Below are 18,322 nucleotides of genomic sequence, written 5' to 3' on the forward strand. Positions count from 1 at the left end.
ACGCCCGGGATTGCGTCAGGCGCTGGCAGCCATGGCGTGCCGCCGATGGTGAACCTCAAGCTGATCCTTGATCACCCGCAACACCTTGGCTTCGTGCTCATGGATAAAGAAGTGCCCGCCCGCGAGCATGTCCACCGAAAAACTACCGTGGGTTTCCTTGCTCCAGCCGATCAACTGCTCGGTGGTGGCCCGATCATCCTTGCCACCGAGCACATGCACCGGGCACTTGAGCAAGGGACGCTGCTGCGGTTCGAAGCGCCCGCACAGCAGGAAGTCCGCGCGCAGGACCGGCAGTGTCAGGCTCATCAGCTCTTTATTGGCCAGCACTTCTTCGCTGGTGCCATTGAGGGTGCGCAGTTGATCGATCAATTCGGCATCGGTCCTGGGCTGGGCGAAGCCGCGATCGTAGTCGGCCCGCATGGTGGGTGCAGCCGTGCCCGAGGCGAACAGCGCCACTGGCTCCGGGCACCCCAGCGAGCGAAACGCATGGGCCATTTCACAGGCCACCAACGCGCCCAGGCTATGACCGAACAATGCGTATGGCGCCTTGAGCGTGGCTTTTTGTTCCTGGGCGAGTTGCAGCGCCAGGCGTCGCATGTCGGTGTGCAACGGCTCGCCATACCGTGCGCCACGCCCCGGCAGTTCCACCGGCTGCAGCGTGAGCCATTCCGGCAGCTTGCGCCGCCAGCGGCTGTAGACCATGGCGCTCGCGCCTGAATAGGGCAGGCACAGCAATGTCAGCTGGGTCACCGGGCTTACCTCGAAAAGTTGTCTATCAAGGGAACGGATGAGGCCGGCCTTGAATTAGTCCCAAGGTTGTAGAAGTGCCGAACACTGACATCGTGGCGAGAGAGCTTGCTCCCGCTCGGCTGCGCAGCAGTCGTAAAACGGGTGGATGCGGTGTACTGAAAAATCTCAGTGAATGGTTTTGGGGCCGCTTCGCGACCCAGCGGGAGCGAGCTCCCTCGCCACAGGTTCTGTGTTTCGCTTATCTCAGGTGGCGATAGCTTTGAACCGCAGAGCCCAGGACCACGGCGCCAGCAGCAATCGCCAGCCAGAATCCACTACGGGCCCCGAATGCATCGATCAGCCAACCCGAACCGGCCGCACCGATTGCCACGCCAATACTCAACCCGGTGACCAGCCAGGTCAGGCCTTCAGTCAGTTTGGCTGGCGGCACGATGCGCTCCACCAACGCCATTGCCACAATCAGCGTCGGCGCAAAGAACAGACCGGCGACAAACACCGCCAGCGACAGCCCGAGAATGTTCGTCGCCAGCAGTAACGGCAGCGTGGTGACCGCCGTCGCCACCCCGCCATACAAGAACAATCGCGGCAGCGGCACTTTCGAGCGCAACGCCCCGAACGCCAATCCCGCCAGGCAGGAACCAATGGCATACACCGACAACACAACGCTCGCTGCTGCCGGCTGGCCCTGCTGCTGGGCGAAGGCCACGCTGACCACATCCACCACCCCAACGATGGTGCCCATGGCGACCATCAACAGCATCAGCAATTGAATGTCGAGCGAACGGATCATCGAGCCCTGATGGTGTTCTTCATGGGGATGCACCGCCGGCTCGGTGTCCCGTTGCAGGACAAACGCCGTCACCCCGATCGCCAGCATCAGCAACGCCGCCAACGGACCGGCCTCGGGAAACGCCACCACGCACAACCCCACCGACAGCGGCGGTCCGACAATAAAGCAGACTTCGTCCAGCACTGATTCCAGCGCGTAAGCGGTTTGCAGCTCCGGCTGGCCGCGATACACCTCGGTCCAGCGCGCACGGACCATCGCCGACATGCTCGGCATGCAACCGGCCAGCGCGGCGAACACAAACAACGTCCAGATCGGCGCCTGCAAGCGGGTGCAAAGCAACACCAGCAACAACGCCCCACCACCGATCAACGCCGAAACCGGCAGAACCCGGCCTTGACCAAAGCGATCCACCAGCCGCGAGACTTGCGGCGCACAAAACGCCGTGGCCAGGGCAAACGTCGCCGCCACCGCACCGGCCAGACCGTAGCCGCCTTGCAGTTGCGAGAGCATGGTGATCAGGCCGATGCCGGTCATGGAAATGGGCATGCGCGCGATCATCCCGGCCAGCACGAACGCTCGGCTGCCAGGGGCTTTGAACAGGTCGCGGTAGGGGTTGGTCATGGGTGCGGGTCTCAATCAGGGCGAGCAAGTTGCCATAAGGCGGACCGAGGGGAAAGCAGGCATTTGTTGGTTGAATGTGAAGGCCTCACACGTTGATCGTTCCCCCCGGTCGGCGTGGGAACGATCAGGTGTCACGCGGTCAGGTGACGAAACTTTCATGGTTCGACGTGAACTCTCGCCAGCCCCCGTCAGTCAGCTGATTAAGCCCTCACACTCAAGGCGCTCACACTGATGCAGATTTCCCTCGACCAACAAGTCGCCCTCATCACCGGTGCCAGTTCCGGCATCGGCGCAGGCGCCGCCAAGGCATTGGCCGCCGCCGGGGCCGCAGTGGTGATCAACTACCATTCCCAGGCTGAACCCGCCGAAGAACTGGCCCGGCAGATCAACGCTGAAGGCGGTCGGGCTATCGCCATCGGTGCCGACGTTTCCAAAGAAGAAGACGTCCAACGGCTGTTCGCGCAAACCCTGGAGGCATTCGGTTCGCTGGACATCCTGGTGGCCAATTCGGGTATGCAAAAAGACGCCAAGGCGGTGGACATGACCCTCGCCGACTGGAACCAGGTGATCGGCGTCAACCTCACCGGACAGTTCCTCTGCGCCCGCGCCGCCCTGCGTATTTTCAACCGTCAGGGTATTCGCGAAGGCGTGTCCCGGGCCGCCGGCAAGATTATTCATATGAGCTCAGTGCACCAGCGCATTCCCTGGGCCGGCCACGTCAATTACGCCGCGTCCAAGGGCGGCGTCGACATGCTGATGCAAACCCTCGCCCAGGAAGTCAGCCACCAGCGCATCCGTATCAATGGCATCGCACCGGGGGCGATTCGTACAGACATCAATCGCGATGCCAACGAGGAGCAACTGCTCAAACTCATCCCTTACGGCCGGGTCGGTGAAGTCGAGGACATCGCCAACGCGCTGGTCTTCCTCGCCTCCGATGCGTCGGACTACATCGTCGGCACCACCCTGTTCATCGACGGCGGCATGAGCCTCTATCCGGAGTTTCGCGGCAATGGCTGATCATCATCCCGAGCGACAAAGCAACATCGACGCCCACGGCATCATCGGCGACATGCGCAGCGCGGCGCTGGTCAATGACAAGGGCAGCGTCGACTTTTTCTGCTGGCCGGAATTCGACAGCCCGTCGATCTTCTGCTCGCTGCTGGACACGCCCGAGGCAGGCATTTTCCAGCTATCGCCGGACTTGCCTGATGCGCGCCGCGAACAGATTTACCTGCCCGACACCAACGTGCTGCAAACCCGCTGGCTGAGCGAGCGCGCCGTGGTCGAAGTCACCGACCTGCTGCCCATCGGCGACAGCGAAGATGATCTGCCGGTGCTGATGCGCCGGGTCCGGGTGGTCAGCGGCCAGGCAACGTTTCACATGCGCTGCGCCGTGCGGCATGACTACGCTCGCGCCAGGACCCACGCACGCATGGATGCCAAAGACGTGGCATTCGAGGCCGATGATCAGCCCTCTCTGCGCCTGGCATCGGATCAGACCTTGCGTATCGACGGCAACGCGGCCGTCGCTGAATTCACCCTCAAACAGGATCAGAGCGCGGAATTCCTGCTCGGCGGCATCGACGACCCGCGTTTCAACAAAGGCGCGGCCGGGTTGTGCCTGGAACGCACGCTGAAGTTCTGGCGCGACTGGAGCGGTCAGTCCAACTACCGTGGTCGCTGGCGGGAAATGGTCAACCGTTCGGCTCTGGCCCTGAAGCTACTGACCTCGCGCAAACACGGCGCGATCCTCGCTGCCGCCACGTTCGGCCTGCCGGAAACACCCGGCGGCGAACGCAACTGGGACTACCGCTACACCTGGATCCGCGACGCCTCGTTCACCGTCTATGCGTTCATGCGCCTGGGCTTCGTTCAGGAAGCCAACGATTACATGCGCTGGCTGCGCGGGCGGGTCAGCGATTGCCACGGCAAACCGATGAAACTCAACATCCTCTACGCCATCGACGGGCGCCAGGAACTGCCGGAAACCGAGCTCTCGCATCTGTCCGGCCATGGCGGCGCGACGCCGGTGCGCATTGGCAATCAAGCGTATGACCAGGTCCAGCTCGACATCTTCGGCGAGCTGATGGACGCGGTGTACCTGGTCAACAAATACGGCGACGCGATCTCCCATGAAGGCTGGAAACACGCCGTGGGCGTGGTGGACCAAGTCTGTGAAACCTGGCAGCAAGAGGATGTGGGCATCTGGGAAATGCGCGGCGAACAGCATCACTTCCTGCACTCGCGACTGATGTGCTGGGTGGCCCTGGACCGGGCCATTCGACTCGCCTCCAAACGCTCCCTGCCCGCGCCGTTTTCCCGTTGGGACCAGATCCGTCAAGCGATCTACGCCGACATCTGGGACAACTTCTGGAACGAAGAACGCGGGCATTTTGTGCAGCACATCGGCGGCACCACGCTGGATGGTTCGATGTTGCTGATGCCGCTGGTGCGCTTCGTTAGCGCCAAGGATCCGCGCTGGTTGTCGACCCTCGAAGCCATTCAGAAAACCCTGGTGCGCGACGGCATGGTCTACCGCTATCGCAACGAAGACAGCCTGATCGATGGCCTCAGCGGCACCGAAGGCGCCTTTGCTGCGTGTTCATTCTGGTACGTCGAATGCCTGGCCCGGGCAGGCCAGGTGGAAAAGGCGCACCTGGAGTTTGAACAATTGCTCAGGTACGCCAACCCGCTGGGCTTATACGCCGAAGAGTTCGACAGCCATGGGCGACACCTGGGCAACACGCCGCAAGCGTTGACGCACCTGGCGCTGATCAGCGCGGCCAGCTTTCTGGATCGGAAATTGAGTGGGGAGAAAAATTACTGGCAGCCTTGAGTCCACGTTGCCCCTATCGCGAGCAGGCTCGCTCCCACAGAATTTGTGTCAAACACGCTATTTGTGAACGACACCAAACCTGTGGGAGCGAGCCTGCTCGCGAAGACGTCATCAGCCATCGCACAGGACTGGCTGAATACCAGCGAAAAAAGTGAGCGGTAGGGTCCAGACTCCTACAACCATTAAACAAACCTGCCCAATCACCCGAAACCGCTCATTCCAACAGCCCGAAAACGTTTGTTGCCAGCCGTTACATCCCCCCCTACCATCCACCGTCAACGGGTGCAGCGGAGCTGCCCGATAAAACCCGAATTCAAGGAACCAGAATGAGCCAGCGTATCCACCGCCCCATCGACACCCCTCTGCGTTCAGGCCTGAACCGCGATGAACTGTGGGAGGCCCACGACAAAGGCCTCATCAAATGCTGGGAAATCGGCCGCCAACGCGCCGCCCGTTTCCCCGAACTCGCCCAACGCTGCCTCGTCGGTGAGTTGCCGGTGCTGGGCTGGAAAGGTGGCGTCAGCCGCAGCCTGAAGAAACTCGAAAAGTACGGATCCCTCAAATACCTGGCCCAGTGGCAGGGTTTGCGTGGGGAGGATCTGGATGTTGATCTGAGTGAAGAGCGGCCTCTGACGTGTTCGCGGACGAGGATGGTGGTGACGTTTACGCCGGACCGGTCGAAGTACTTCAATCAGGTGGCCGAAGTCGAAGTCTGAGTTGGCGGAACCTGGTCTCTTTGCATCCTCCGTCTGACAAACACCTCTGGAGTGTCCGATGAACACTGAAGCGTTGATCCAGAACATCAAGACCCCGACGTTGACGGTCGCCTACGAAGAACATGGCCCTGCCACCGGCGACCCGATCCTCCTCCTTCACGGCTTCCCTTATTCCCCACGCGGCTACGACGAAATCGCCCCGGCCCTCGCCGCTCGGGGCTACCGCGTTATCGTTCCGTACCTGCGCGGCTACGGCCCGACCCGCTTCAACAGCCCCGACACCCTGCGCTCCGGCCAGCAAGCCGCCCTCGCCCAGGATCTGCTGGACTTGATGGACGCGCTGGCCCTCCCGAAGGCCGCCCTTTGCGGCTACGACTGGGGCGGTCGGGCGGCGTGCATCGTCGCGGCGCTTTGGCCGGAGCGGGTTCGCTGTCTGGTGACGGGCGATGGCTACAACCTGCAGAATATTCCCGGCTCCACCCAGCCACAGGCCCCGAAAACCGAGCATCGCCTCTGGTATCAGTATTACTTTCACACCCCGCGCGGTGTCGAGGGCCTGACGAAAAATCGCCGGGACTTGTGCGAATTGCTCTGGAAATTATGGTCACCGACCTGGGCCAAAGGTCCTGAGCGCTACCCACTGAGCGCGCCGGCCTTCGACAACCCGGATTTCGTCGAGGTGGTGATTCACTCGTACCGTCACCGCTTCATGTACGCGCCAGGGGACCCGGCACTGGCGTGGATGGAAGAAGCGCTGACCCGGCAACCGTCGATCAGCGTCCCGACGATTTCCCTGTGTGGTGCCGACGATGGCGTCGGACCGGCCGAGGAGATTGATGAGGACATTGAACATTTCTCTGGGTTTTATGAGCGGCGAGTGCTGGCGGGCGTCGGCCACAACATTCCCGAAGAAGCACCCGAAGCGACGCTCAAGGCATTACTGGATCTGCTTCAGCGCTGACAGAAAACCGCTCGCGATAGGCTTGCGGCGTTACGCCCATGGCCCGCAGAAAACTGCGGCGAAGCGTTTCTTCACTGCCGAACCCGCACTGCACCGCCACCCGTTTGATCGGCAGACCGGTATCACTGAGCAAGCGTCGCGCGGTCTCGACCCGGATCAGCTCGATGGCCCGCGCCGGCGTCTGGCCGGTGTCGGCGCGGTAATGGCGAACGAAGCTGCGTTCGCTCATGCCGGCCTGCAAGGCGAGTGTCGGAATGCCCAGGTCCATGGTGAGATTTTCGCTGATCCAGGCATGAAGTTCGTCGAACCGGCTGCCTTCCTTTTGCAGAGACAAGGTCACGCTGAACTGCGACTGACCGCCCGGGCGCTTGAGGAACACCACCAGTTGCCGAGCGACGTCCAGGGCCATGGTGCGACCGAGATCCTCTTCGACCATCGCCAATGAAAGATCGATGCCGGCCGTAACGCCGGCCGAGGTCCAGACCGGGCCGTCATTGATAAAGATCGGGTTGGGCTCGACCCGTAACCGGGGATGTTTCTGCGCCAATTGCTCGCAACGGGTCCAGTGAGTCACCACACGCCGACCGTCAAGCCAACCACTGGCCGCCAGCAAGAACGCCCCGGTGCACACCGATGAAACCCGCCGACATGCCGTCGCCTGTTCACGCACCCAGGCCACCAGCGACTCATCCTCCGCCGCCGCGTAGACACCCCAACCACCGGCGATGATCAAGGTGTCGCTGCCTTGCTCGGGCAACGGCTCGGCTAACAGCGCCAGCCCCGCCGACGACATCACCACCCCGCCACCGTTGGCAATTACCGTCGGCGCGTAGGGCGCCGGCAAGCCTTGTTGACGGGCGATGTCGTTGGCCGAGGCAAACACCTGCAACGGCCCGGTGACGTCGAGCAATTGCACATTGGTGAACGCGAGCACATGAATGGTTTTTGGCATATTGGCGTAATTCGTGGGGTTATTGGCGTATACGCCAGATCCTACGAGCCTAGAGTGAAGCCGTCCACCCACTTCATGAGAAAACACCATGACGTTGCAGATCGGTTTTCTGTTGTTTCCACAGGTTCAACAACTGGACCTCACCGGCCCTTACGACGTGCTGGCCTCGCTGCCGGACGTGAAGGTGCATCTGATCTGGAAGGACCTGGTGCCGGTTACTTCGAGCACCGGGCTGGTGCTGAAGCCGACCACGACCTTCGATGATTGCCCGCCACTCGATGTGATCTGCATTCCCGGGGGCAGCGGCGTCGGGCCATTGATGGAGGATGAGCAGACATTGGCGTTTATCAAGGCCCAAGCGGCTAACGCGCGTTATGTCACGTCGGTGTGCACCGGCGCGCTGGTGCTCGGCGCGGCCGGTCTGCTGAAAGGCAAACGCGCGACCACGCACTGGGCTTATCACGAATTGCTGGGGCCTTTGGGGGCAATACCGGTGAAGGATCGCGTCGTGCGCGACGGCAATCTGCTGACCGGTGGCGGGATTACCGCAGGGATCGATTTTGCCCTGACCCTGGCGGCCGAGTTGTTCGATAAGGACACGGCCGAGCTGGTGCAGTTGCAGCTGGAATACGCGCCGGCACCGCCGTTCCAGTCCGGCAGCCCCGAAACAGCGCCGCCGAGCGTATTGGCAGAAGCGCATCGGCGGGCGGCGCCATCCCTGCAGCAAAGGGCGCAGATCACTGGACGGGCGGCGGCCAGGCTGTAGCAGTACTTTTCGACAGGCGAAAAAAAACCCGCTTCGGCGGGTTTCTCAAGACCATTTTCGACATCCTGTCGGCAGCCATCCTGGCCAATGGTCGATCATCCCTGATCCTGAGCACTCCCTGTGCTTCAGTTGATGGATCCAGAATAAGCGCAATGGTGAAGCACCAAAAGACGACATACCCGTTAGCCGGTGTAAGCCTTTGACCATAAGATCAAAAATCCACACGAACACTACAGTTTTCAAAAGGCGAAAAAAAACCCGCCGAAGCGGGTTTTCCCAAGACCATATCGACTCCCTGTCGGCAGCGAATCCTTGCTAATGGTCGATCATCCGTGATCCTGGAGCACTTCCTGTGCTTCAGTTGATGAGGCTAGATTACGCTTCGGATCCAATGTGCAATAGACGACATAGCTACCATCGCGTGTAAGACATTCGCTATACCCGCCCTTCCGAAAACCCTTAGACGCGTCAGCCAATCAGCATGAAAGCCGCGAGTTCAGCGGCCTGCAGCTGTCCTTGCGCCGCAAGCTCATCCTTATCCTCGAGAAACCAGGCCGCCGACAACCCGGCAAACGCCAACACCCATTGCAGCAGCCGTTGACGCTCCAGCGCCGCGGCCTGGGCCACGACCTCGATCTGTTTTTTGAAGCGCTGCGGATCATTAGCCGTCGGCAAATCCGGATTGCAGATCAAGTTGGCGTAGTCGAACCCGCGCTCGCCGATCACCCGCTTCGGATCGATAGCGAGCCAGCCTCGCGGGCCGAAATCCAGAACATTGTCGTGATGCATATCGCCGTGCAAAACCACCACATCCTGCGGCTCGGCGAGCAGCGCTTCGGCGGCTTTCAGACTGAGCAAGTAAGTGCCGCCCTGCTGTTCGGCGGCCATGCGCAAGGAAGCGAACCATGACGATAAGGGAATCAGGGGCGGCGGCGATGATGAACGCGGTGCGTGTAAACGAGCCAGCGCCGTGCACAGTATCCGGCTGGCCTCGTCATCCTGGCCGTTGAGCGCCATGTGCATCAGCGATCGATCGCCCTCGGCACGTTCCAGCACCAACGCATCGCCATGATGAGCGTAAACCCGTGCGGCGCCCTCGCCGCTCCACCAAGTCATCAGCAGATTGCCGAACTTTTCCTCGGCATCGACGGCGACCTTCAACATGGCCGGCAAATCACCCATCCGTACCGGCAGCAAACGACTGCCGGGCGTGATGATCGGTTCGCCGTCCGGCACCAGGGCCCAGCGTTTCAACCAGGTTTCAAACATGCAGCCTTTACTCTTCCTGACGCTCGCGAGCCTTGGCGCCGGTTTTCAGAAATTCTTCGATATTGCTCATCTGCTCATCCCAGCCACGGCTGTCCATACGGAACGCCTTGAGCCTGCGCGTCTGCGGGATGTGATCAAAACCGGACTCGGTGACCTTCAGCAACGTGCCCTCATCCATGTCTTCGAGCTCGAACTTCACCAGCGTGGTGGGTTCCTGGGAATAATCGGTGTCCGGCTCCACCGCATAGGGATGCCAGCGAAACGAAAACACCCGCTCCGGCTCGACCCGCTCCACCAGCACATTCCACAGCAGGTACTCATAACCCGGGTAAGTAATCTGCCCCTGCGTCCATTCACCGGCGACAAAGCGCTTGCCCTCCAGCGCCACGCCAAACCACTGCCCGAAGGCCTCGGCATTGGCCAGCACGCGCCACACCTGCGAGCGCGGTACTTTGAGCAGGATTTTCCTTTCGATGCGATCTGATGCTGGGTTCATAAGTCACCTCCTGTACTGAACAGTAGGCCTGTAAGACCACAAGACCAACCTTAAAGTTGTATCAAGGGAGCGTTGTTATCAAGCATGTCTGAAATATTCGGCTGCATTTCCAGTGGGAAGTTCTGGCTCGCAGCCGAATGCCTGGCACAGTACGCGGACCGTTGACGCAGGCTAGCCCCTTGGCTAAAGAGGTTACACCTGACTTCGTTATTGGTTGACCACCCTCTTCGCTACACTGCATCTCAACGTTTACCCATCACAGCGAGAATCACTATGCACCCACGCTTCCTCCTGGCCCTGACCCCTTTGCTGTTCACCACCGTCGCCCACGCGGCGGACTGTGACAACGCCACCGACCAGGCCACGATGAATCAATGCGCGGCGCAGCAGCACAAGGCGGCGGACAAAGAGTTGAATGCGCTTTACCAGCAGATCACCCAGCGCTTGAAGAGCAACCCGGACAGCAAAAAGCTGCTGCTCGGGGCACAGCGTTCGTGGATTGCGTTTCGGGATGCCGAGTGCAAGTTCGCGAGTGCCGGGGTGGAAGGCGGGAGTGTGTATCCGCTGATCTACAGCAACTGCGTGACTGAATTGACCAAGGCGCGGGTGGAGACTTTCAAGAATTATCTGAAGTGTCAGGAAGGGGATATGGGTTGCCCGGTACCTGGGGTGTAACACTTCGGTGACGCTGAGGGCCTCTTCGCGGGCAAGCCTCGCGCCTACAGGTTCGCAGTGATCGCACTATTGGGTGCGAGGCGACCGTGTAGGAGCGAGGCTTGCCCGCGAAGGCGTCAGTTCAGACGCCACACGTTACCGGACAAATATCTGCGCCGTCGTGATCGCCATATCCCCCCCCGGCAACTTGATGTTGCCGATCTGTTTCATGCTCTCCGGATCAAAGATCGCCACATCATTAAACGTCCCCGCGAGGTAGATCTTGCTGCCGTCCTTGTTGAAGGAAATGCAGTAGTAGGAATGATCCAGCGTTGCCGCCTGGAGCATTTTCTTCTCCTTGATGTCGTACTTGGCCAGGCGGTTGAGCACGCCGAACATCAGGTTCGGATCCTTGGGCGAGCGCATGCCGCTGAAGTAGATTTCCGTCAGAGGGCCGAAGTCGGTGGTTTCGGTCTTGCCGGTTTTCAGGTCGATGCTGAACAGCCCGTAGAGATATTCAGCGGTGGCCGGATCCTGTTTCTTGTCCTTGAATTTCGCGGCGGTGTAGAGCAGCGAGAAATCATGGCGATAGGTCTGCTGGTTCCACACGTAAAGCACGTCCGGCGCGCTGTAGTTCGCCCGTTTCCAGTGACGACTGGGGATCAGCACGTCGAACTTGCCGGTCTTCACGTCGACCTTATAGACATCCGCCCCCGCCACGTACAGCGTGCCGTCGTCACCGCTCTGCATGATGGTCAGCTGCCGTGGCGCCGGAAAACTGCGCACGGGCTTGGCGTCCAGGCCGGCGTCGGTGGCGTAGACATCGAGCCGCGGCTGTTGCACTTCGTAGCGGTCGTTGAGCATCAACGTCGGGTTGGCGATGGCAAACAGTTCCTTGCCGTCGTGGCTGAGGGTAAAGGCGAACATCGACTTCGCTTTCTCCCCAGGTTTCTGGGTGATGCTGGCGTGGAACACTTGCTTGCAGCTGTCCAGCTCGACGCCATAGACATCCGCGTAGTGATTGTTCAGCACGTAAGCGGTCTTGCGATCCGGCGATAACTGCACAGTGCCCGGACCGAAGGCGTCCGGCATCTTGCAGGTCTTGAACAAGGTGTCCGTCGCCAGGTCGAGCACGTGCAGGTTGTTCGGGTAATTGGTGGTCACCATGTACTCGTGACCCGCTTGTAATGCAGTGTTTTCATCGGCCAGAACGTTGATTGAACAGACGCTCAGGACGGCGAACGCGGCCAGGCCGCAGGCTTTAATGCGATGCATGCTGGAATCCTTCTTCATGTCCGATCACTTGTCTTTCGGGAAGACAGTGCCGAGGTTGCGCCAGTTGTCGTTGGACGCCTGGGCATCCTTGTTCCAGTCCGGGTAGGTGCTCATCATGTCGGGCACCTGGGCCGGCCACCAGCAAGGGTCGGAGCAGCCATACAGGTCGGCTTCCATCGGCTGGCACAGCGACGACACCCCGCCAAACGCATCGATTTCCCAACCTGGGTCAGTGGTCGAGGCACAGCCCGCGACAGAGCTCATCGCCACCACTTCTTCGATACGGTTTTCGGCCGCGGCCTCATCCAGTTTCAACGCTTTGTTATTGATTGCCTTGAGATGTTTCATATCAGTGAGCCTTGCGCGGAGTGATGTAGCTGCTGATAAACGCAGGGTTGTGGGCCATGATCCGGGTGTAGACCTCGATGCCGAAGTCGACCCAGTCACGCATCAGTTCGCAGTAGTGATAGGTCGGGTGGGTCGGGTCGCCGTACCGGGCGTAACTCTCGTGGTAGCAGCCGCCGGAGCACAGGTTGCGGATCTGGCAGTCTTCGCAGCCGGTGTTGGTACGGTCCAGGCGCTGGGACAGGAAGTCATTCAACTCCACCTGTTTCACACCGCTGTGGACGTTGCCGAAGGTCGGCAGGCTCGACCCGGTAAAGCGATGACACAGGTTCAGTTCGCCCTTGTGATCCACTGCCAGCATCTTCAGGCCCGCGCCGCAAGGCAGGGCTTTTTTGTGACCTTCGTGGATGTCGGTGATCAGCTGGTGCAGATTGGAGAAACCGATGTTGCGGTGTTCCAGAGCCGCTTCCAGGTAACGCCGACCAAGCCTCTTCATGCTGGCGAAGACTTCGATCAGCTCGTCGCTGGACAGGTTGAAGGTGCTGATGTCGCCGGAGGTCACCGGGGCGAAGCCGACCTCGGCAAAACCCAGTTCGTTGAACAGGTGGTCCCAGATGGTTTCGACATCGGTGACGCCGGTGGTCAACGTGACCCGGGCACCCACCGGACGACTGTTGTAGCGCGACAGCAGCATCTCGGCCTTGCGCCGTACCACGTCGTAAGTGCCCTGCCCGCCCACGGTGATTCGGTTGCGGTCGTGCACGGTTTTCGGTCCGTCGATACTGACTGACAGGCCAAAACGGTGGGCATTCAGGTAGTCCACGGTCTCTTCAGTGAGCAGCGTCGCGTTGGTGGTCATGACGAACTCGACGAACTTGCCCGCCTCGCGGAAGCGCTTCTCGCAATAGTCGACCATGTACTCGATCAGCTTGCGATTACTCAGCGGCTCGCCACCGAAAAACACCACAGTGAAGCGCTCTTCATCCGGCGATTCGCGCAGCAGCATTTCCACCGACGCGACGGCTGTTTCGACGTCCATTTTCTTGCCGGCCGACGGCTTGTCGAGGTCTTCCTTGTAGCAGTAGGTGCAGCTCAGATTGCAGCCGGTGTTGACGTTGAGCACCACGGTATTGATCGCCGTGCGCTCGACCCGTTTGGTGCCGATGTCCGGGGTCAGCGGCGAGCCGTCGCTGACCAGTTCCAGGGACATCAGCTCGCGCAGGGTCTCAGTGATTTCCTCGCCGTTGAAACGCGAGGCCAGGCGCTGGATCAGGTCCTCCGACGAACAGCCGGGACCGCGCAAGGTATCGATGATGGTGCCCGTCAGCTCATCGCTGGCGAACAGCGAACTGCTGGGGATGTGGAACAGCATGCGGTCGGCATCGACGTGCACTTCGTGCAGGTTCCGTTCGACCAGATTCAAAATAGCGCCCATTGCAACCTCCTGTGCAAACCCCGTTCTACGGGGCCTGCGGTCATTCCGAAAAAGTGTCTGAAGCCTTAGGGATCAGCCAACTCATGGAATGGGTGGATTGTTCCAGCGTTGCACGGTGACGATCATGTGGCCTTCGCCGGTCAGGGATTTCCCTGCGTCGTCGACGGCGGCGATCACCTTGAGGTTGCCGGCATTGTTGGTGGACATCTTGCGTTGCGGGTTCGGCCCGGCATCGCCCGGTGTGAACACGCCGCTGTCGGCCTGCATGGTGCCGGCGAACTTCACGTCTTCGTCTTCCTTGGCGCGATCGTCGAAGGCTTCGACCGACCACTGCGCCGGGAACACGCCGATGCGATACGGCTTGCCATCTGCACCCTTGCCCCAGGCTTCGGCATCGAAACGGCCCTGGACTTTCGGCGTCGAACCACCGCCCTCGCCTATCCGTGCCACCGAGAACTCGGGCACGACTTTGACTTGGTTGATCTTGCTGTAGACCGACAGGGTCGGACCTTTCAGCGTGCCAACGGTGACGTTGCGCAGCCCCGGCTGGGCGTTGGCGGCCGCCTTGAGTTTGACCTTGATGCGATCAGGGCTTTGCTCGACGACTTCCACCACGTCCACGCCTTTGCCGAAGTTCGGTTTACCGGTGAGACCGCTGCCGATCAGGGTCACTTCCGTTTCGGTACCTGCCTTCAAATAACCCGGCTGCACCGCCAGCAAACGACTGCTGCCGTGTTTGGTGGCGACGAAGTCCAGACCGCGCTCATCGTGCTCGGCCTCGAACATCCGCCCCTGCATGGCATTGCCTTGGGCCGCGAACACCTGGCGCATGGTCACGCCGTCGATGGTCACGTTGCCGCGCCATTCGTAACCGGTGTAGAGAATCGCGCTGCCCTCGCCATTGAACGGGCTGCCGTCGGCGTATTGGCCTTTGACGCCGACCTTGAAGGTGTCGCTGCCATCGGCGGTGACGCTCATCATGCCGGCCAGTTCGCCTTTACCCGGCAAGTGGCCGCTGAAGCTCCAGTCGCCGACCAGCGACTCGGCTTTCGGCGCGCTGCCCAGCCATTTTTTCCAGGCCGGGTTGTCCAGCGGGTAACGCTTGGCCAACAGCGGCACCATGTCTTTTCGAGCCAGGTCGAACCAGTCACGGTCACGAGACAGCGCCTGATATTCCAGTGACGGCCATTGGCCGAGGTGGAAGTTCACCAAGCGTTCCCATTCCTGGGCCGGACGCCGTTGCAGGGCAACTCGCGCACCGGAGTGGCAGCGGCCGCACATCTGACTGGTCTGATCGTCGAATTTCTCGACGGTATTGAGCCGGCGCTCCAGCGCATAACGCACGCCATCGGTTTCACTCGGCGCCAGGCCTTGGGTGTCGGCCAGGTATTTGACCAGAGTGCGGCGGTCGTCATCGCTGATCTGCAAACCGTGCATGGTCTGCATCCGGGCGATGCTCATCAGCCAACCTTCCGGGGTTTTTCGCTGGTGGCTGATGCGGCTCAGGGCATTGTCAGCTTCGGGGGTGTGACAGCCCTGACAGGTTTCCTTGAGGATGGTCTGGGCGTCGCGGGCTGCCAGGCTGTATGGCGAATGCAGCGCCACACACGCGGCCACGGCCAGCAGACTGGCGCTCAGGCCTGATCGGAGTCTTCTCTTCATCAACGTCGAACCTCGCACAGTGCTTTCTTATTTTTGTGGCTTATCGTTTTTATGGTTTCTGCCGTCGGCGGCGCACCGCTGACGGAGGCAAGAGAAACGTCTGCAATGAGCAATACACGGAGCGTGCCAGCTTGCCGATAGCCTTTCTTATCAAGCAGTTACACGAAGACAAGGCCCGCGAATAGCGGCTGGGCGGGTTCGCCTGCGTCTAATATCGCGACAGGTGTTGCAACCTGAGACAAGCATAGATCCCCCGGCCGGAACAGTTCATCGCCCGACGATTGACGACCATTGCAGGCGGGTGCGAAATGGTGATTCACCGATTGCCAGTCAGGGGAAAACAAAATGGCAAGCATCACTGTCCTGGCGGGGGACTTTCTGCAGGGTGAAGGAGAGTACAGAGACGGCGTTTTTACCCTTAGAACGTCGCTGCACCCGTGGCCCGGCATCACCCTCCCGCTCTCAGCGTTCAAGCGTGTGGAAGTCGCTAACCAGGAATCGATCAACAACATCAAGGACGCCATCGGCTTCGGCGTGGCGGGCGCGATGTTGCTGGGGCCCATCGGCGCCCTCGCCGGGTTCATGTTGGCCGGCAAGGAGACCGAAGTGACCTTTCTTGCGACGCTCAAAGATGACAAGAAACTGTTGGCTGCCGTAGATGGCGCCACGTTTGAAGAGATTTCGCGGAAGATACATTCCTGATCCGCCACTTCCCCGCAACACTTGCGTGTTGCGGGGGACGCCGGCTCAACTGGCCAATGTCGAGGAAATGCTTTTATGAGCCTCGATTTTTTGCTGAATATCCGCCACAAGTACAGCAATGTCATGGGGACTGTTCAAGTTCCATATGGGGACGTTAGTGGCGATCAGTTCCACTTTTCCTGTCATGCAGTCACAGACCCGGATCGTCAGGGACTGGTCTGCCTCCATGACGCATGTGCACACAGCGGGCAACATACTGTGTTCAATGATGTTTTGAATTTCCAGGGTTGAAAGGAACATCGTTACCTCCCTCACGCCAGATGGTTGGCCGGATGAACGGACCATCGCTTCATCCACCGAGCCAGAAAATTCTAGTCTCCTGAAGTGGGTGTCTCAAGGTCGCAGCAGGTCGCTCGTCGTCTCATAGTTGTCGCAATTTGCAACAACCCCCTCTGTGTCCGCTGTTCCCATTAGCCGCCAAAACCCCGCCGACCAAGGGCGTCCCTGCCTTTCTTGGCACTTGGCACAGCCATTGCGAAAGCCTCCGTTCTCACGAACAACAAGAGGTCTCGCCATGCCCCTCCCTTATTTGCTTCCCGCCACCTCAACGTTCATCCAGCGCGCCCCGCGCATGCTTATCGGCGGTGACTGGGTCGAGGCCGCCGACGGCCAGACCATGCCCCTGCACAACCCGGCCACCGGTGAAGTGCTGTGCGTCGTGCCAAGGGCAACGCCCGAGGACGTCGACCGCGCCGTGCTGGCCGCTCGTCAGGCCTTCGATGATTCGCCCTGGACCCGCACCCGCCCACGAGAGCGGCAGAACCTGTTGTGGAAACTCGCCGACCTGATGGAACGCGACGCCGAACTGCTGGCGCAACTGGAATGCCTGAACAACGGCAAAAGCGCAGCGGTGGCCCAGGTGATGGACGTGCAGTTATCCATCGACTTCCTTCGCTACATGGCGGGCTGGGCGACCAAGATCGAAGGCTCGAGCGTTGAAGTGTCGTTGCCGCTGATGCCCAACGATCAGTTCCACAGTTTCATCCGCCGCGAAGCGGTAGGTGTAGTGGGCGCCATCGTTGCCTGGAACTTCCCGCTGCTGCTGGCCTGCTGGAAACTCGGCCCGGCCCTGGCCACCGGCTGCACCGTGGTGCTCAAACCCGCCGACGAAACCCCGCTGACCGCGCTGAAACTGGCCGAACTGGTGCTGGAAGCCGGGTACCCGGAGGGCGTGTTCAACGTGGTCACCGGCACCGGCATCACCGCTGGCTCGGCGCTGACCCACAACCCTCTGGTGGACAAGCTGACCTTCACCGGCTCCACCGCCGTGGGCAAGCAGATCGGCAAGATCGCCATGGAGTCCATGACCCGTGTCACGCTTGAACTGGGCGGCAAATCACCAACCATCGTCATGGCCGATGCCGACCTGAAAACCGCCGCAGCCGGGGCCGCCAGCGCAATTTTCTTCAATCAGGGCCAGGTGTGCTGCGCCGGTTCCAGGCTGTATGTGCAGCGCAAGCATTTCGACAATGTGGTGGCGGACATCGCCGACATCGCCAACGCCATGAAACTCGGCAACGGTCTGGACCCAAGCGTCGAGATGGGGCCGCTGATTTCCGCTCGCCAGCAGGAACGGGTGTACGGGTACATCGAAAAAGGCCGGGAGAGTGGCGCGACCATCGCCTGCGGCGGCGAGCAGTTCGGGCCAGGTTTTTTCGTCAAGCCGACGGTGATTGTCGATGTCGATCAGAAGCACTCGCTGGTGCAGGAGGAGATCTTCGGCCCGGTGCTGGTGGCGATTCCGTTCGATGATGAAGCCGATGCGTTGCGCATGGCCAATGACAGTCCTTATGGGCTGGGCGCGAGTATCTGGTCGAACGACCTGGCGGCGGTGCACCGGATGATTCCGCGAATCAAATCGGGGTCGGTGTGGGTCAACTGCCACAGCGCGCTCGATCCGGCGTTGCCGTTTGGCGGGTACAAAATGTCCGGGGTCGGGCGGGAGATGGGGTATGCGGCGATTGAGCATTACACCGAGTTGAAGTCGGTGTTGATCAAGTTGTAATAGCGCCGTTCTTCGCTGATCGTT

The 18,322-nt window shown here is 60.6% G+C and carries 18 protein-coding genes; 8 read left to right on the plus strand and 10 right to left on the minus strand.

Annotated features, from left to right (window positions below):
• Positions 1 to 15: 15 nt before the first annotated feature.
• Both FHL16_RS18385 and FHL16_RS18390 read right to left on the minus strand, forming a co-directional pair.
• Positions 16 to 750 (minus strand): thioesterase II family protein, encoded by a 735-nt coding sequence (locus tag FHL16_RS18385; protein ID WP_042932221.1) that lies wholly within the window; start codon positions 748 to 750, stop codon positions 16 to 18.
• Positions 751 to 988: 238 nt separating this feature from the next.
• Positions 989 to 2,161, minus strand: coding sequence for an MFS transporter (locus tag FHL16_RS18390; protein ID WP_077748906.1), 1,173 nt, complete (start codon positions 2,159 to 2,161; stop codon positions 989 to 991).
• 231 nt (positions 2,162 to 2,392) lie between these two features.
• Here FHL16_RS18390 and FHL16_RS18395 point away from each other — a divergent pair, with 231 nt between their 5' ends.
• The 4 genes from FHL16_RS18395 to FHL16_RS18410 all read left to right on the plus strand — a co-directional run bounded on the left by FHL16_RS18395 (position 2,393) and on the right by FHL16_RS18410 (position 6,677).
• Positions 2,393 to 3,181, plus strand: a complete 789-nt coding sequence (locus FHL16_RS18395; RefSeq protein ID WP_077748907.1) for a glucose 1-dehydrogenase — start codon at positions 2,393 to 2,395, stop codon at positions 3,179 to 3,181.
• Positions 3,174 to 5,000 (plus strand): glycoside hydrolase family 15 protein, encoded by a 1,827-nt coding sequence (locus tag FHL16_RS18400; protein WP_077748908.1) that lies wholly within the window; start codon positions 3,174 to 3,176, stop codon positions 4,998 to 5,000. The genes FHL16_RS18395 and FHL16_RS18400 overlap by 8 nt, the downstream gene beginning before the upstream one ends.
• 326 nt (positions 5,001 to 5,326) lie before the next feature.
• On the plus strand, positions 5,327 to 5,716 hold the full coding sequence (locus FHL16_RS18405) for a hypothetical protein (protein ID WP_077748909.1): 390 nt from the start codon (positions 5,327 to 5,329) through the stop codon (positions 5,714 to 5,716).
• 58 nt (positions 5,717 to 5,774) lie between these two features.
• Positions 5,775 to 6,677 (plus strand): alpha/beta fold hydrolase, encoded by a 903-nt coding sequence (locus FHL16_RS18410; protein ID WP_077748910.1) that lies wholly within the window; start codon positions 5,775 to 5,777, stop codon positions 6,675 to 6,677.
• On the opposite strand, the gene FHL16_RS18415 is transcribed toward FHL16_RS18410, so the two are convergent.
• A complete protein-coding gene (locus FHL16_RS18415; RefSeq protein ID WP_077748911.1) occupies positions 6,646 to 7,629 on the minus strand; it encodes a GlxA family transcriptional regulator in 984 nt (327 codons plus the stop codon). The genes FHL16_RS18410 and FHL16_RS18415 overlap by 32 nt on opposite strands.
• Positions 7,630 to 7,717: 88 nt before the next feature.
• Between FHL16_RS18415 and inhA the strand changes: the two genes are divergently transcribed.
• Positions 7,718 to 8,395 carry an isonitrile hydratase gene (inhA, locus tag FHL16_RS18420; RefSeq protein WP_077748912.1) on the plus strand — a complete coding sequence of 226 codons (678 nt, stop codon included), beginning with the start codon at positions 7,718 to 7,720 and terminating at the stop codon, positions 8,393 to 8,395.
• 468 nt (positions 8,396 to 8,863) lie between these two features.
• Here the strand turns inward: inhA and FHL16_RS18425 are convergent, their stop codons facing one another.
• Both FHL16_RS18425 and FHL16_RS18430 read right to left on the minus strand, forming a co-directional pair.
• Positions 8,864 to 9,664: an aminoglycoside phosphotransferase family protein gene (locus FHL16_RS18425; RefSeq protein WP_077748913.1), complete on the minus strand. Its 801-nt coding sequence runs from the start codon at positions 9,662 to 9,664 to the stop codon at positions 8,864 to 8,866.
• Between the two features lie 7 nt (positions 9,665 to 9,671).
• The gene (locus tag FHL16_RS18430) at positions 9,672 to 10,160 is read right to left on the minus strand and encodes an SRPBCC family protein (protein ID WP_077748914.1); all 489 of its coding nucleotides are present in this window, start codon (positions 10,158 to 10,160) and stop codon (positions 9,672 to 9,674) included.
• 273 nt (positions 10,161 to 10,433) lie between these two features.
• Between FHL16_RS18430 and FHL16_RS18435 the strand changes: the two genes are divergently transcribed.
• Positions 10,434 to 10,835 (plus strand): lysozyme inhibitor LprI family protein, encoded by a 402-nt coding sequence (locus FHL16_RS18435; protein WP_077748915.1) that lies wholly within the window; start codon positions 10,434 to 10,436, stop codon positions 10,833 to 10,835.
• A 135-nt stretch (positions 10,836 to 10,970) separates the two neighbouring features.
• Here FHL16_RS18435 and peaD read toward each other — a convergent pair whose 3' ends face one another.
• The 4 genes from peaD to peaA all read right to left on the minus strand — a co-directional run bounded on the left by peaD (position 10,971) and on the right by peaA (position 15,531).
• Positions 10,971 to 12,089: a quinohemoprotein amine dehydrogenase subunit beta gene (peaD, locus tag FHL16_RS18440; RefSeq protein WP_010458411.1), complete on the minus strand. Its 1,119-nt coding sequence runs from the start codon at positions 12,087 to 12,089 to the stop codon at positions 10,971 to 10,973.
• A gap of 24 nt (positions 12,090 to 12,113) precedes the next feature.
• The gene (gene qhpC / locus FHL16_RS18445; protein WP_008027961.1) at positions 12,114 to 12,437 is read right to left on the minus strand and encodes a quinohemoprotein amine dehydrogenase subunit gamma; all 324 of its coding nucleotides are present in this window, start codon (positions 12,435 to 12,437) and stop codon (positions 12,114 to 12,116) included.
• A gap of 1 nt (position 12,438) precedes the next feature.
• Positions 12,439 to 13,869 carry a quinohemoprotein amine dehydrogenase maturation protein gene (gene peaB / locus FHL16_RS18450; protein WP_010458403.1) on the minus strand — a complete coding sequence of 477 codons (1,431 nt, stop codon included), beginning with the start codon at positions 13,867 to 13,869 and terminating at the stop codon, positions 12,439 to 12,441.
• Positions 13,870 to 13,950: 81 nt separating this feature from the next.
• On the minus strand, positions 13,951 to 15,531 hold the full coding sequence (peaA, locus tag FHL16_RS18455; RefSeq protein ID WP_077748916.1) for a quinohemoprotein amine dehydrogenase subunit alpha: 1,581 nt from the start codon (positions 15,529 to 15,531) through the stop codon (positions 13,951 to 13,953).
• A gap of 345 nt (positions 15,532 to 15,876) precedes the next feature.
• Here peaA and FHL16_RS18460 point away from each other — a divergent pair, with 345 nt between their 5' ends.
• Complete coding sequence (locus tag FHL16_RS18460; protein ID WP_077748917.1) at positions 15,877 to 16,233, plus strand: hypothetical protein; 357 nt, start codon at positions 15,877 to 15,879, stop codon at positions 16,231 to 16,233.
• 45 nt (positions 16,234 to 16,278) lie between these two features.
• Here FHL16_RS18460 and FHL16_RS18465 read toward each other — a convergent pair whose 3' ends face one another.
• The gene (locus tag FHL16_RS18465; RefSeq protein ID WP_077748918.1) at positions 16,279 to 16,533 is read right to left on the minus strand and encodes a DUF1652 domain-containing protein; all 255 of its coding nucleotides are present in this window, start codon (positions 16,531 to 16,533) and stop codon (positions 16,279 to 16,281) included.
• A 274-nt stretch (positions 16,534 to 16,807) separates the two neighbouring features.
• Here FHL16_RS18465 and FHL16_RS18470 point away from each other — a divergent pair, with 274 nt between their 5' ends.
• Positions 16,808 to 18,298 (plus strand): aldehyde dehydrogenase family protein, encoded by a 1,491-nt coding sequence (locus tag FHL16_RS18470; RefSeq protein WP_077748919.1) that lies wholly within the window; start codon positions 16,808 to 16,810, stop codon positions 18,296 to 18,298.
• Positions 18,299 to 18,322 lie beyond the last annotated feature (24 nt).

This window comes from Pseudomonas sp. FSL W5-0299, assembly GCF_005930655.1.
Taxonomy (GTDB): Bacteria; Pseudomonadota; Gammaproteobacteria; order Pseudomonadales; family Pseudomonadaceae; genus Aquipseudomonas; species Aquipseudomonas mandelii.

What these genes read in the sequence shown, in the direction of transcription:
- FHL16_RS18390 (WP_077748906.1), bottom strand. Translation starts at nt 2,161, where the DNA reads ATGACCAACCCCTACCGCGACCTGTTCAAAGCCCCTGGCAGCCGAGCG.
- FHL16_RS18395 (WP_077748907.1), top strand. Translation starts at nt 2,393, where the DNA reads ATGCAGATTTCCCTCGACCAACAAGTCGCCCTCATCACCGGTGCCAGT.
- FHL16_RS18400 (WP_077748908.1), top strand. Translation starts at nt 3,174, where the DNA reads ATGGCTGATCATCATCCCGAGCGACAAAGCAACATCGACGCCCACGGC.
- FHL16_RS18405 (WP_077748909.1), top strand. Translation starts at nt 5,327, where the DNA reads ATGAGCCAGCGTATCCACCGCCCCATCGACACCCCTCTGCGTTCAGGC.
- FHL16_RS18410 (WP_077748910.1), top strand. Translation starts at nt 5,775, where the DNA reads ATGAACACTGAAGCGTTGATCCAGAACATCAAGACCCCGACGTTGACG.
- FHL16_RS18415 (WP_077748911.1), bottom strand. Translation starts at nt 7,629, where the DNA reads ATGCCAAAAACCATTCATGTGCTCGCGTTCACCAATGTGCAATTGCTC.
- inhA (WP_077748912.1), top strand. Translation starts at nt 7,718, where the DNA reads ATGACGTTGCAGATCGGTTTTCTGTTGTTTCCACAGGTTCAACAACTG.
- FHL16_RS18425 (WP_077748913.1), bottom strand. Translation starts at nt 9,664, where the DNA reads ATGTTTGAAACCTGGTTGAAACGCTGGGCCCTGGTGCCGGACGGCGAA.
- FHL16_RS18430 (WP_077748914.1), bottom strand. Translation starts at nt 10,160, where the DNA reads ATGAACCCAGCATCAGATCGCATCGAAAGGAAAATCCTGCTCAAAGTA.
- FHL16_RS18435 (WP_077748915.1), top strand. Translation starts at nt 10,434, where the DNA reads ATGCACCCACGCTTCCTCCTGGCCCTGACCCCTTTGCTGTTCACCACC.
- peaD (WP_010458411.1), bottom strand. Translation starts at nt 12,089, where the DNA reads ATGCATCGCATTAAAGCCTGCGGCCTGGCCGCGTTCGCCGTCCTGAGC.
- qhpC (WP_008027961.1), bottom strand. Translation starts at nt 12,437, where the DNA reads ATGAAACATCTCAAGGCAATCAATAACAAAGCGTTGAAACTGGATGAG.
- peaB (WP_010458403.1), bottom strand. Translation starts at nt 13,869, where the DNA reads ATGGGCGCTATTTTGAATCTGGTCGAACGGAACCTGCACGAAGTGCAC.
- peaA (WP_077748916.1), bottom strand. Translation starts at nt 15,531, where the DNA reads ATGAAGAGAAGACTCCGATCAGGCCTGAGCGCCAGTCTGCTGGCCGTG.
- FHL16_RS18460 (WP_077748917.1), top strand. Translation starts at nt 15,877, where the DNA reads ATGGCAAGCATCACTGTCCTGGCGGGGGACTTTCTGCAGGGTGAAGGA.
- FHL16_RS18465 (WP_077748918.1), bottom strand. Translation starts at nt 16,533, where the DNA reads ATGTTCCTTTCAACCCTGGAAATTCAAAACATCATTGAACACAGTATG.
- FHL16_RS18470 (WP_077748919.1), top strand. Translation starts at nt 16,808, where the DNA reads ATGCCCCTCCCTTATTTGCTTCCCGCCACCTCAACGTTCATCCAGCGC.